General features: G+C 64.9%; 9 protein-coding genes. 6 read left to right on the top strand and 3 right to left on the bottom strand.

From position 1 onward, the window contains the following. Nucleotides 1-85: 85 nt before the first annotated feature. The 4 genes from mutA to B4394_RS18105 are packed head-to-tail and all read left to right on the top strand — an operon-like array spanning nucleotide 86 to nucleotide 5,770. Nucleotides 86-1,915 carry a methylmalonyl-CoA mutase small subunit gene (gene mutA / locus B4394_RS18120; RefSeq protein ID WP_078315871.1) on the top strand — a complete coding sequence of 610 codons (1,830 nt, stop codon included), beginning with the start codon at nucleotides 86-88 and terminating at the stop codon, nucleotides 1,913-1,915. A 1-nt stretch (nucleotide 1,916) separates the two neighbouring features. After that, nucleotides 1,917-4,196, top strand: coding sequence for a methylmalonyl-CoA mutase (gene scpA, locus B4394_RS18115; protein ID WP_078312011.1), 2,280 nt, complete (start codon nucleotides 1,917-1,919; stop codon nucleotides 4,194-4,196). Next, complete coding sequence (gene meaB, locus B4394_RS18110; RefSeq protein ID WP_078315870.1) at nucleotides 4,196-5,176, top strand: methylmalonyl Co-A mutase-associated GTPase MeaB; 981 nt, start codon at nucleotides 4,196-4,198, stop codon at nucleotides 5,174-5,176. The genes scpA and meaB overlap by 1 nt, the downstream gene beginning before the upstream one ends. Nucleotides 5,177-5,185: 9 nt before the next feature. Beyond that, entirely contained in the window at nucleotides 5,186-5,770 is a 585-nt protein-coding gene (locus B4394_RS18105) for a 3'-5' exonuclease family protein (protein WP_078312013.1), read from the top strand. Here B4394_RS18105 and B4394_RS18100 read toward each other — a convergent pair. Both B4394_RS18100 and B4394_RS18095 read right to left on the bottom strand, forming a co-directional pair. Beyond that, nucleotides 5,759-6,811 (bottom strand): putative nucleotidyltransferase substrate binding domain-containing protein, encoded by a 1,053-nt coding sequence (locus B4394_RS18100; RefSeq protein ID WP_078312014.1) that lies wholly within the window; start codon nucleotides 6,809-6,811, stop codon nucleotides 5,759-5,761. The two genes, B4394_RS18105 and B4394_RS18100, sit on opposite strands and share 12 nt — an antisense overlap. 15 nt (nucleotides 6,812-6,826) lie before the next feature. Further along, entirely contained in the window at nucleotides 6,827-7,699 is an 873-nt protein-coding gene (locus tag B4394_RS18095) for a LysR family transcriptional regulator (protein ID WP_078312015.1), read from the bottom strand. Between the two features lie 91 nt (nucleotides 7,700-7,790). Between B4394_RS18095 and B4394_RS18090 the strand changes: the two genes are divergently transcribed. Together B4394_RS18090 and ileS are read left to right on the top strand one after the other, a co-directional pair. After that, nucleotides 7,791-9,047 carry an MFS transporter gene (locus B4394_RS18090; protein WP_078315869.1) on the top strand — a complete coding sequence of 419 codons (1,257 nt, stop codon included), beginning with the start codon at nucleotides 7,791-7,793 and terminating at the stop codon, nucleotides 9,045-9,047. Nucleotides 9,048-9,260: 213 nt separating this feature from the next. Beyond that, nucleotides 9,261-12,482, top strand: a complete 3,222-nt coding sequence (gene ileS, locus B4394_RS18085) for an isoleucine--tRNA ligase (protein ID WP_078315868.1) — start codon at nucleotides 9,261-9,263, stop codon at nucleotides 12,480-12,482. 8 nt (nucleotides 12,483-12,490) lie between these two features. Here ileS and B4394_RS18080 read toward each other — a convergent pair whose 3' ends face one another. Further along, nucleotides 12,491-13,060 (bottom strand): class I SAM-dependent methyltransferase, encoded by a 570-nt coding sequence (locus B4394_RS18080; protein WP_212566656.1) that lies wholly within the window; start codon nucleotides 13,058-13,060, stop codon nucleotides 12,491-12,493. Nucleotides 13,061-13,152: the final 92 nt, after the last annotated feature.

The following is a 13,152-nucleotide window of genomic DNA, read 5'->3' as shown; positions in this document are numbered from 1 at the left end:
TTTAGCCTGATGACTAAGTGTGATAGGCATTTCGGCATGGAGTGCCATATATGTCGCTCGACGACGAGCAGCAGGGAGCAGTTTGGTGACTGTTGAGGTGCCCGAGATTCGACGTGACTTCGCGCGGTGGCAGAAGAACGTCGCCGGAGTCTTGGCCAAGTCGACCCGTAAGGCGGTCGAGGATCTGCCCGCCGACCCCGAGCGACTGCTCGATTCGCCGACATATGACGGGATAGCGATCCGCCCGCTGTACACAGCACTCGACGAGCTTCCCGAGTCGTCGCTACCCGGACAGTGGCCCTTTGTGCGCGGTGGTGACCCGCGGCGCGATGTGAACAGCGGGTGGAAGGTCGCTGAGCGTTTCGATGGCGCGATCGGCACCGATGCTGCCCTCGTGAACGAGGCCATTCTCGATGCGCTCGAGCAGGGGACCAGCGCCATCGTGCTGGCAGGTCTGACACCAGAGGCGGTGGGACGCGCACTGCAGGGGGTGTATCTCGACCTAGCTCCCCTCCAGGTGGAAGCCGGCGCCGAGTTGACCGGGGTGGCACAGGCGATTTTCGCCGTCCTGGATAGTTACGAGGGAAACACCGCCGGGGTTGTCGTCGATCTCGGTGCTGATCCGCTCGGTGATGCGTTCGCGGGCCGGTCGGGCGTATCGACCGATGAGACGGTGGTGTTGGCGGAGCGTGGGAGCGCACGGGCCGAGCAGATCCACGCGATCACCGTCGACGGCACGATTGCGCACGAGCTGGGTTCCAGCGACAGCCAGGAACTCGCGGTCGCGGTAGCCGCCGGGGTCGCCTACCTGCGGCTGCTGCAGAATGCGGGTCTGGGTATCGCGGAAGCGCTGCGGCAGATCAGTTTCCGCTTCGCCGCCACCGACGATCAGTTCCTGTCGATCGCCAAGTTCCGCGCCGCCAGGGTGCTCTGGGCACGCGTGGCCGAGGTCGCGGGCGCGCCAGAAAGTGGCGGCGCCCTCATGCATGCGGTGACTTCCGAACCGATGATGGCCCAGCGCGATCCGTGGGTAAACATGCTGCGCACTACGCTGGCCGCCTTCGGTGCCGGAGTAGGTGGTGCGGACAGCGTGCGGGTACGCAGGTTCGATGACGCGATTGCCTGCGGACTGGATGCGGTATCGCCGGCGTTCTCCGCGCGGATCGCCCGGAACACGCAGCTGCTGCTCATCGAGGAGTCTCATGTCGGTCGGGTGCTCGACCCGGGCGGCGGCTCCTGGTACATCGAGGATCTCACGGAAACCCTTGCCCAGCAGGCGTGGTCGCTGTTCACCGAGATCGAGGGCGCAGGAGGATTCGAGGCGTCCGCCGATCTGATTCGGGAGCGTATCGCCGCGACGCGCGCACAGCGTGCCGAGGACATCGCGCATCGGCGTACCTCGGTGACGGGAGTCAACGAGTTCCCGAACCTGGCAGAGGTACCGCTGCCGCCACAGCCTGCAGAGGGTTACCGGTACGCGGCCGATTTCGAGGCGCTGCGGGACCGCTCGGATGCCGCACTGGCCGCATCGGGTGCGCGTCCGGCCGCATTACTGATTCCGCTCGGTCCGCTGGCCGAGCACAACGTGCGCACCACATTCGCCTCGAACCTGCTGGCCTCTGGCGGCATCGAGGCCGTCAACCCCGGCGTGCTCGATGCCGGAACGGTCGCCGCTGCGGTCGCGGATTCGGGAGCGCGTGTCGTCGTCATGTGTGGAACGGATGCCCGGTACGCGGCCGAGGTCGGTGCCGTTGTCGACGCGGTGAGGGCAGCGGGGGTCACCGACGTCTATCTCGCGGGGCCCGAGAAGTCAGTAGGGGAGGTCGCGGAGACGTCGCGCCCTGATGGCTACCTGACCATGAAAATCAATGCTGTCGAAGCTCTTTCGGCCATCTTGACGAAGTTGGGGGCGTGACATGACTGACCTCACGGATCGTTCGGTATCTGCCGGCACCCTGGGCAGTTTCGCCGACGTGCCGCTACACGGTGAGCGCGTGTCGATCGCCCCAGATGCCGCGGCCGTAGAGGCCGCCGTGGCAGAGGCTGCGGGCGCGCACGGATACACCCGCGAGCAGCTCGACTGGGAGACACCCGAGGCGATCACCGTCAAGCCGGTCTACACCGCTGCGGACCGAGAAGCCGTGCGGGCCGAGGGATATCCGCTGGATACGTTCCCGGGCCAGGTGCCATTCCTGCGCGGGCCCTACCCGACGATGTACGTCAATCAGCCGTGGACCATCCGCCAGTACGCGGGCTTCTCCACGGCCGCCGAATCCAACGCCTTCTATCGTCGTAACCTCGCCGCGGGTCAGAAGGGCCTGTCAGTGGCCTTCGACCTGGCGACCCACCGCGGATACGACTCGGATCATCCGCGGGTGCAGGGCGACGTCGGAATGGCTGGTGTGGCCATCGATTCCATTCTCGATATGCGTCAGCTCTTCGACGGCATCGATCTGGGCTCGGTGTCGGTGTCGATGACGATGAACGGCGCGGTGCTCCCGATTCTGGCGCTCTATGTGGTGGCCGCCGAAGAACAGGGTGTGTCGCCACAACAGTTGGCCGGGACCATCCAGAACGACATCCTCAAAGAGTTCATGGTCCGCAACACCTACATCTACCCGCCGAAGCCGTCGATGCGGATCATCTCGGACATCTTCTCCTACACCAGTGCCAAGATGCCCAAGTTCAACTCGATTTCAATCTCGGGCTATCACATCCAAGAGGCCGGTGCCACAGCCGATCTCGAGCTGGCATACACCCTCGCCGATGGTGTCGAGTACATCAAGGCAGGGCTGGAGGGCGGCCTGGATATCGACGTCTTCGCTCCGCGCCTGTCATTCTTCTGGGCCATCGGCATGAACTTCTTCATGGAGGTTGCCAAGCTGAGGGCCGGGCGTCTGCTGTGGAGCGAGCTGGTCGCGCAGTTCGATCCGAAGAGCGCCAAATCGCAGTCCCTGCGTACGCATTCGCAGACTTCCGGCTGGTCGCTGACCGCGCAAGATGTATTCAACAATGTGGCGCGCACCTGTATCGAGGCGATGGCCGCAACCCAGGGACACACCCAGTCGTTGCACACCAACGCCCTGGACGAGGCGCTGGCGTTGCCCACCGACTTCTCGGCGCGTATCGCGCGCAACACTCAGCTGCTGATCCAGCAGGAGTCGGGTACCTGTCGGCCGATAGACCCGTGGGGTGGCTCGTACTACGTCGAATGGCTGACGCATCAGCTCGCATCCCGTGCCCGCGAGCACATTCGGGAGGTCACCGAGGCCGGCGGAATGGCGCAGGCCATCGATCAGGGCATTCCGAAGCTTCGCATCGAAGAGGCCGCCGCACGTACCCAGGCACGTATCGACTCGGGCCGTCAGCCGGTGATCGGCGTCAACAAGTACCAGGTGACCGAGGACCAGGAGATCGAGGTCCTCAAGGTCGAGAACTCGCGGGTGCGCACCGAACAGCTCGCCAAGTTGCAGCAGTTGCGTGCCGAGCGCGATAACGACGCAGTGCAACGTGCACTCGAAGAACTGACGAGGGCGGCAGCCGATTCCAGCCGTGCCGGGGAAGACGGGTTGGGTAACAACCTGATGGCGCTGGCCATCAATGCCGCTCGCCACAAGGCAACCGTCGGGGAGATCTCCGACGCGCTGGAGAAGGTCTATGGTCGGCATCAGGCCGAAATCCGTACCATCAGCGGGGTATACCGCGACGAGGTGGGAAGGGACGGCGCCGTTAGCAGCGTGACGCAAGCGACAGAGCTGGTGCAGAAGTTCGCCGACGCCGATGGCCGCCGGCCGCGTGTGCTGGTCGCCAAGATGGGCCAGGATGGCCACGACCGCGGGCAGAAGGTGATCGCAACGGCCTTCGCCGATATCGGTTTCGACGTCGACGTGGGTCCGCTGTTCCAGACACCGGAAGAGGTCGCACGCCAGGCGGCCGACAATGACGTGCATGTTGTCGGGGTGTCCTCGCTGGCCGCGGGTCACCTGACGTTGGTGCCCGCGTTGCGACAGGCGTTGGCGGATGTCGGGCGTCCCGACATCATGATCGTCGTCGGCGGTGTCATCCCGCCCGGAGATTTCGACGAACTGTACGAGGCGGGAGCGGCGGCCATCTTCCCTCCGGGAACAGTCATCTCCGAGGCCGCGATTGGCTTGTTGCACAAGCTGGCTGAGCGGCTCGGTTACGACCTCGTCTGATGCCGGAAAAACAGTCACCTGATGATCTGGCGGCTCTGATCCGATCAGGGGATCGTTCGGCGCTCGCCAGAGCGATCACGCTGGTCGAGTCGACGCGCGGGGATCACCGTGCACGGGCCCAGCAGCTGCTGTTGGACCTGTCTCCCGACGGCGGGAACGCCCTGCGTGTGGGTATTACCGGTGTGCCCGGGGTGGGAAAGTCCACCACCATCGAGGCCCTCGGTATGTACCTCATTGAGCAGGGGCATCGGGTGGCCGTGCTGGCGGTCGATCCGTCGTCGACGCGTACCGGCGGATCGATTCTGGGCGATAAGACCCGGATGGGCCGGCTGTCGGTACATCCCGATGCCTACATCCGGCCGTCGCCGACCTCGGGCACGCTGGGCGGGGTCGCCCGGGCGACCCGGGAGACGGTGGTGCTGCTGGAATCGGCCGGGTTCGAAGTCATTCTGATCGAGACCGTCGGCGTGGGGCAGTCCGAGGTCACCGTCGCAAACATGGTCGACACCTTTGTCTTCCTGACGCTGGCGCGCACCGGAGATCAGCTGCAGGGCATCAAGAAGGGTGTGCTTGAGCTCGCCGACATCGTGGTGGTGAACAAGGCCGATGGTGCGCATGCCATCGAGGCGCAGAAGGCGGCGCGGGAGTTGTCGAGTGCGCTGCGCCTGATCTACCCGCACGACACCCTATGGCGCCCACCGGTTCTCACCATGAGTGCGCTGGAGAATAGCGGGGTCTCCGAGATGTGGGACACGGTGCTGAAGCATCGCGCGGTGCTGACCGAGGCGGGGGAGTTTGAGGCCAAACGCCGCCGCCAGCAAGTGGACTGGATGTGGGCAATGGTGCGTGACGCGGTACTGGATCGGGTGCTCAACGCACCGGATGTGAAGTCCGCGCGCGCGGATATCGAGCAGCAGGTGCGTGAGGGCACCCTGACGCCTGCGCTGGCGGCCGAGCGGCTACTCAACCTGAGCTCGTAGGCGCCTCGCATGGGTGGCGATGCTGGTGAATCCGACAGACCTTCAACTCCGTTGGTCTTTCTCGATACGGAGACCACAGGGCTGCACCGTGAGCGCCAGCCGTGGGAAGTGGCGATCATCCGACGCACCGAGGCCGGTCAGCGTCAGCTGCACTTGTGCGTGGACGTCCAGGACTTGGACCTGGAATCGGCGGATCCCGCGGGCCTTGAGATTAGCGGTTTCCACAAGCGGCACCCGCAAGTGCGCTTGAGGCCGCTGCAGTTCCCTCGCGTTCTTCGCGCGGCGGAAGCTGTTTCGCTCGTTGAGGAATGGACGGCGGGAGCCACCATCGTCGGGGTCATACCTCAATTCGACGCCGAGTGCCTGACGCGGATGTTCCTTGCCCACGGAGTCAGCCCAGCGTGGAATCCGGCTCTGGTCGACGTGGTCGCCGTCACGGCGGCACGGATCCGTGAACGCGGGTTGATACCGGATGCCGATTACTCGAACCTTTCGCTGCAATTCGGGGTGAAGACCCCCAGTGCCGGGCAGCGGCACACGGCCCTGGGAGATGCTCGCTGGGCCATGCGCTGGTACGACCGACTATCTGAATGAGGATGTCGACGACAGGTAGATCAGCTTGCGGCGGATGCCGGCGATCTCGCGCGCGACGGAGCGCAGCGTCGCACGTTCCTGCGGGGCAAGGGCAGACAGCGAGACGGTGTCGGACATGTGCTCTCCGTCCTGCCACGCGGTGGCCCGAGACCGCCACCGAAATCGAAGAAGCCACGCGAAGCAATCCCGCAGTGTCGTGGCGTCGTCGGCGTCCAGGATGTTGGCTGCCGTGGCGGCGTCGAGGCGCTCGGGTGTCGAGAGTGCATCGGCTCCGGCGGACAGTGCTGCCCAGCGCGCGATCTTTACCACTGGATCGATCGCCGCGATCTTGAGATCGACGGTGTCTGATTGTGTCGCGAATATCCTCAACCGCGAAGGGAATCCGGCGCGCACGGCCACCGCATCCTGAAGCATGGCAAGCCGGATGGGGTAGTGGCGCTGTGCGCAGCGGGCATTCTTGGTGCGAAGAGCGTTGTCAGACAACAACGATCCCGCGCCTACCCCGTGCGAGTCGGCCATCAGACCCGCCATCACAACGCCGCGATCTTCGGGCGGGTTGGCGCACCAGCGTTCGATTCCTTCGAACCAGTTGGAGGTACGGCGGCAGAATCGGCCGCGGCTCGCCAGCACGCCATTGGAATCGCTCCCGATGCCGCCGCGTTCGAGCATCGCGTGCACCTGCGCGGCCAGCTCCATCAGGTGAGTCTTACCGTCGGCATCGACCGCGTCGTCGATGGCGAGCAGCGTCTCGATATCGGAACCGGGTGCGGCCTCGCCTCGGGCCACGCTTCCCGAAACAAACCAGGTCCAGCCCGGATCCACCCCACCGGTGACGAGTCGTGCGGCCGTGCGGATGCTGTGCCGCAACGCTTCGGACCAGGCAGCGGCGAGGACCGCCTCCGGTGTGCGCACCCGCACCTCGAGGGCTATCACCATCCGCGCCGCACCCACTGCGGTGCAGAACTCGGCCTCGTCGCCGGCGGTGTCGATCTGCGCTATCGCCTGGGCGATCCCGTGCGCGGGCGGCACATCGGCAGACATGAGGATGATTGTGGCCTACGTCGAGGCAATGGCGTGGGATATGAAATCCCGGACCGGGCGCGAAAGTGGCTGCCCGGAGCTCCAGATGATGCCGACGTCCCGGTGCGCGTCGGCGTCGACGAGGCGCAACATCCTGAGGTCGGGCGGGTAGGTGGTGGCGTCCACGGGGAGCACCGCGATGCCCAGACCCGCGGCTACCAAGCCCGCCACCGTCGTCAGATCGCTCGATTCGAGCACGATGCGTGGCTGGAATTGCGCGGCGGCGCACAACTCTTCGAGGAGTCGGCGCATGCCGAATCCCGGATGCATCCCGATGAAGGGTTCATCGGCAAGGTCGGCCATCGACACGTCTTCGGCCTGTGTGAGCCGATGGTTTGTGGGTACGGCGACACCGAGACGCTGCCGGAAGAGGTTGCGCCACCCGAGATTTGCGCGGCGAGGGCGCGGAGAGACGATTGCGACGTCAAGATCGCCGTTGGCGACGAGGTCGTCGAGGCTGCCGGCGGCGCCCTGCTCGAGCACGAACCGTACGTGCGGCGACGCCGCGGCGAAGCCTGCGATCAGGCGGGCGACGAGTGTGGGGCCGAAGGTGTGCAGGAATCCGAGGCGGATCTCACCTTCGGCGGGATTGGCGAGGTCGTTGATGGTGCGACGAGCAGAGTCCAGTTCCATCTGAGCGCGCCGGGCGTGCTGGTAGAAGATCCGTCCGGACGGGTTCAGTGTGAGCCGCTTACCGTGCCGGTCGAACAGTTGCACGCCAAGGCGACGCTCCAATCTGGCCAGCATCCGGGTGAGCGTGGGCTGGGCGAGTTGGAGCTGCTCGGCGGCCGCGGTGACGTTCTGCCGCTCAGCGAGTGTGATGTACCACTCGTAATCACCATCCGCCATGCTTCCACCTCGCTATATGTCAGAAATAAATTATAGATCGCTGAATCACTCATTTCCGCGATATGCCGGGTCGGGGGGAGCATCTAGATCCATGACGATGGCTCCGCGCACCCAGAGCAGTCCGGCTATCTGCGCCGCAGATCCGGTGCCCCATGAAACGGGCACTGCCGGATATAGGCGTCTGACCGGCGCGCTGTTCGCCGCCGGGCTCGCGACCTTCGCCGCTCTCTATGGCACGCAGGCGGTGCTTCCGGCGCTCTCCGCGGATTTCGGGGTGAGCCCCGCCGCCGCCGCGCTGACTGTCTCCGTGACCACGGGAATGCTTGCGTTGTCGATCATTCCGGCGAGCGCACTCTCGGAACGGTACGGGCGCACCCGGGTCATGCTGGTCTCGGCGATAGCGACGACGATCATCGGGCTGCTGCTACCGGCCAGCCCCACCTTCGCGGTGTTGTTGATCGGCCGCGCGGCGGAAGGTGTCGCGCTGGCTGGAATTCCGGCAGTGGCAATGGCATTTCTGGCTGAAGAGGTGCACCCGGGCTCCCTGGGTTCGGCGATGGGCAGATACATCGCGGGCACCACGGTCGGTGGACTCGCCGGACGGCTGGTGGCGTCCTCGGTGCTCGATGTAAGCAATTGGCGGATAGCGCTACTGGGCAGTGGTGCGATGACGTTGGTGTGCACGGTGCTTTTCGCGATGCTGCTTCCGCGGTCGCAGTTCTTCGTGCCCAAGCGGGTCAGGGTCGGCACCACGATGAGGATTCTCGGCACGCACCTGCGTAACCCGGTTCTGCTCATCATGTTCGGGCTTGCTTTCCTGCTCATGGGCGGGTTCGTCACCGTGTACAACTATCTGGGCTACCGCCTGGTGGCGCCTCCGTTCGGGCTTCCGACGGCTATCGCCGGACTGCTGTTCCTGCTGTATCTCGCGGGGACGGTGTCCTCGGCAGTGGCCGGACGGCTGGCGGACCGCCGCGGTCGGGGGCTGGTTCTCATCGGGGCGGTCGCCGTCACGGCCATCGGACTCGCGCTGACCATCCCGGATTCACTCGGCGCGGTGATCATCGGCGTGGGTGTGTTCACCGCGGGCTTCTTTGCCGCCCATACCGTCGCGAGCGGGTGGGTGGGCGCCGTCGTGCAGCGCGACCGCGCCGAGGCGTCCGCGCTGTACCTGTTCACTTACTACCTCGGCAGTTCGGTGGCCGGGGCCGCAGGCGGTCTGGCTTACCAAGCAGGTGGCTGGGGATTGACGGTGCTCTTTGTGGGCGCGTTGTTGACGATTGCCCTGGTACTGGCCGCAGTGATGGTGCTCCGAAACCGGTTTGGCCATATCAACGCACCCGAATAGAATTGGCGTCATAGACACCGATCCGGCCATCACCGGGGAGTCTCCGGAAGAAAAGCTCCGTGCCCAGCGCGGATAACCCAGTAGAACCGGACGGGCAGGCCCGTTACAGCCGTTGCGAGAGGCCCCGACAGCGTGGGGCAAGCGGGGTGGTACCGCGGAGGTACGCCGACGGCGTCCCATCGTCCCCGTGCCAGCGAGCACAGGGAGACCGCGATGAGCCCCTCGGGCGAAGAGCATCAGGGCGAGCGACCGGACGCGTACCCGCGCACCGATCTCGGCGCCGATCAGCGCACCGGATCGCCGAATCTCCCTGCGCTCGAGGAGCAGGTGCTGCGCTATTGGGACTCGGACAACACCTTCCGTGCCAGCATCGCCAACCGTGCGGGGTCTCCGGAATACGTCTTCTACGACGGTCCTCCGTTCGCCAACGGGCTGCCGCACTACGGGCACTTGCTCACCGGGTACGTCAAGGACATCGTGCCGCGCTATCAGACCATGCGCGGGTACCAGGTGGACCGCCGATTTGGCTGGGACACACACGGTTTGCCCGCCGAGCTGGAGGTTGAGCGTCAGCTTGGTATCACCGACAAATCGCAGATCGACGACATGGGCATCGCCGAGTTCAACGATGCCTGCCGCGAGTCGGTGCTGCGCTACACCAAGGAATGGCGCGACTACGTCACCCGGCAGGCGCGCTGGGTGGACTTTGACAACGACTACAAGACGCTCGACCCGACCTTTATGGAGTCGGTCATCTGGGCGTTCAAGCAGTTGTGGGACAAGGGATTGGCGTACGAGGGATACCGCGTACTGCCGTACTGCTGGCGCGACGAGACACCGCTGTCCAATCACGAACTGCGCATGGACGACGACGTGTATCAGAGCCGTCAGGATCCCGCGGTCACCGTGGGATACCGGATCGCCGGCAATGCGGACAGCCGGTGGGCGGTGCTCGACGGTGCCCGCCTGCTGATCTGGACCACAACCCCCTGGACGCTACCGTCGAACCTGGCGGTCGCGGTCAACCCCGAGGTGACTTATGCGGTGGTTGCGGCCGAAGGCCGCGACGGCACCGCCGACCGTTACCTGCTCGCGCAGGCGCGGGTCGGGTCCTACGCCCGTGAGCTTGGTGAAGAGCCCACAGTGCTGGACACCTACACCGGCGCCGAGTTGTTGGGCATGCGGTACCTGCCGCCGTTCCCGTACTTCCAGCAGGACGCGTCGCCGAACGCCTTCACGGTGCTCTCGGGTGACTACGTCACTACCGAGGACGGCACCGGCATCGTGCACATGGCCCCGGCCTACGGTGAAGAAGACAAGAACGTCACCGACAAGGCAGGGATCACCCCCGTCACCCCTGTCGATTCGAAGGGCCGATTCGACGCCACCGTGCCTGATTACGTGGGTCAGCAGGTGTTCGATGCCAACGCGCAGATCATCAAGGACCTCAAGAACGGCACCGGTTCCGCTGCCGCCAACGGCGCCGTGCTGTTGCGGCACGAAACCTACGACCACTCGTACCCGCACTGCTGGCGCTGCCGAAACCCGTTGATCTACCGTGCGGTGTCGTCCTGGTTCATCAAGGTGACCGAGTTCCGGGACCGGATGGTGGAGCTCAACGAGCAGATCACCTGGTACCCCGAGCACGTCAAGCACGGTCAGTTCGGCAAGTGGCTGGAAGGTGCACGCGATTGGTCGGTGTCTCGAAACCGATACTGGGGCACTCCGATCCCGGTGTGGAAGTCCGACGATCCGGCATATCCGCGCATCGACGTGTACGGAAGTCTGGACGAGCTGGAACGCGACTTCGGGGTTCGTCCGACGAACCTGCACCGGCCGTATATCGATGAGCTGACCCGGCCCAATCCGGACGACCCGACCGGCAAGTCCACCATGCGGCGCATCTCGGACATCTTCGATGTCTGGTTCGACTCGGGCTCCATGCCATACGCGCAGGTGCACTATCCGTTCGAGAACGCTGAGTGGTTCGAAAACCATTTCCCGGCCGATTTCATCGTCGAGTACATCGGTCAGACTCGCGGCTGGTTCTACGTCATGCACGTGCTGGCGACCGCGATCTTCGACCGGCCCGCGTTCAGAACCTGTGTGTCGCACGGCATCGTGCTGGGCAACGACGGCCAGAAGATGAGCAAGTCGTTGCGTAACTACCCGGATGTCAACGAGGTATTCGATCGTGACGGCTCCGATGCGATGCGGTGGTTCCTCATGGCGTCGCCGATCCTGCGCGGCGGCAACCTGATCGTCACCGAGCAGGGCATTCGCGAGGGCGTCCGGCAGGTGATCCTGCCGCTGTGGAACGCATGGAGCTTCCTGCAGCTGTATGCGTCCAGACCTGGCACGTGGCGCACCGATTCGACGCAGGTGCTCGACAAGTACATCCTGGCCAAACTGGCGCAGCTTCGCGATGACCTCACCGCGTCGATGGATATCTGCGACGTTTCGGGAGCGTGTGAACAGCTGCGTCAATTCACCGATGCACTGACCAATTGGTATGTGCGCCGGTCACGTTCGCGGTTCTGGGACGAGGACGCGGATGCTATCGACACCTTGCACACCGTGCTGGAGACGACGTGCCGCCTGGCCGCACCGCTGTTGCCGATGACCACCGAGGTGATTTGGAAGGGACTGACGGGGGAGCGGTCCGTGCACCTCACGGATTGGGTGCCCGAATCGGCGCTGCCTGCGGATCCCGATCTGGTGGCCGCCATGGATGAGGTGCGCAAGGTCGCATCGACGGGCTCGTCGTTGCGTAAGGCCAAGAAGCTGCGGGTGCGCCTGCCGCTGCTCAAACTGACGGTCGCGGTGCCCGACCCGAAGCGGTTGGAGCCCTACGCGGCCCTTGTCGCCGATGAGCTGAACGTGAAATCTGTGGAACTGACTGATGATATCGCTGGCTACGGCAAGTTCGAATTGACCGTCAACGCACGTGCCGCGGGCCCGAGGCTGGGCAAGGAGGTGCAAACGGTCATCCGTGCGGTCAAGGCCGGCGACTGGGCTCAGCAGGCAGATGGCACCGTTGTCGCTGCCGGGATCACCCTGCGGGAGGGCGAGTTCGATTCGAAACTGGTGGCCGCGGAGCCGGATTCCACGGCGGCGCTTCCCGAGGGCGGGGGACTGGTCATCCTGGATGACACCGTCACCGAGGAGCTGGAGGCCGAGGGATGGGCGCGCGATCTCATCCGAGAGCTTCAGGATCTTCGCAAGTCGACAGGTCTGGAGGTGTCCGACCGTATCGAGGTCATCCTCGATGTACCCGAGGACCGTCGTCCCTGGGCGGAACGTCACCGCGACCTCATTGCCGGCGAAATCCTGGCCACGACACTGGAAATCGGCGAAGCCGGCCAGAACGCCCAGACGCCCGCCACCGATATCGGCGACGGGGTCCGGGTGTCCTTGAAAAAGGCGGTGGGTTAGCGCCGGGCCTACGCGGCCTTCACCGCGCGCCAGCGCTGGTTACCCCCGTCGAGGTGATGCTCGATGTCGGTGAAACCCACTGCGCGCAGGCGATCCGGTAGCGACGTGGTGGGCACCGGGTTGTAGGTGTCGCCAATGTGCAGCAGCCGGAAGAACGCGGAATGCACACCGTCGCTGCCGGCGAAAACACCGCCCGGGGCCAGCACCCGATGTGCCTGTGCGAACAGCTCATCCTGAAGATCGGGTGTCGGGACGTGGTGCAGCATGGTGAAGCACACCACGGAGCTGAAGCGGTCGTTGTCGAAACCGAGCTGGGTGCCGTCACCCTGGATCACCGTTGCTTGATCGCCGTAGAGCCGTTGCAGCCGCGACGCCATGGTCTCGTCGATCTCCACCGCGGTGAGCCGGGGGGTGCGTGTGGTCAGCACCCGCAGATTCGCGCCATAGCCAGGACCGATTTCCAGGGTGTCCTCGCCAAGCTCGACCCCCTGCAGCGCCCACGGGAGGAGCTGCGACTCGGTCTTACGTGCCCACATCTCCGAGCTACAACACCAACGGTGCACCAAATTCATTGCCATGAGACCAGGCTAGGGACGATACGGCTGTCCGAGTAGCGTGATTCGGCCATCTCTTGTCGGGGTTCGGCCACGCACCCAGGTCATGGTGTCCA

This window comes from Mycobacterium sp. D16Q16 (genome assembly GCF_002013745.1).
In the GTDB taxonomy this organism is placed as follows: Bacteria; Actinomycetota; Actinomycetes; order Mycobacteriales; family Mycobacteriaceae; genus Mycobacterium.
The sequence above is the reverse complement of the archived record's forward strand: the minus strand, read 5'-3'. Positions and strand labels throughout refer to the sequence as shown.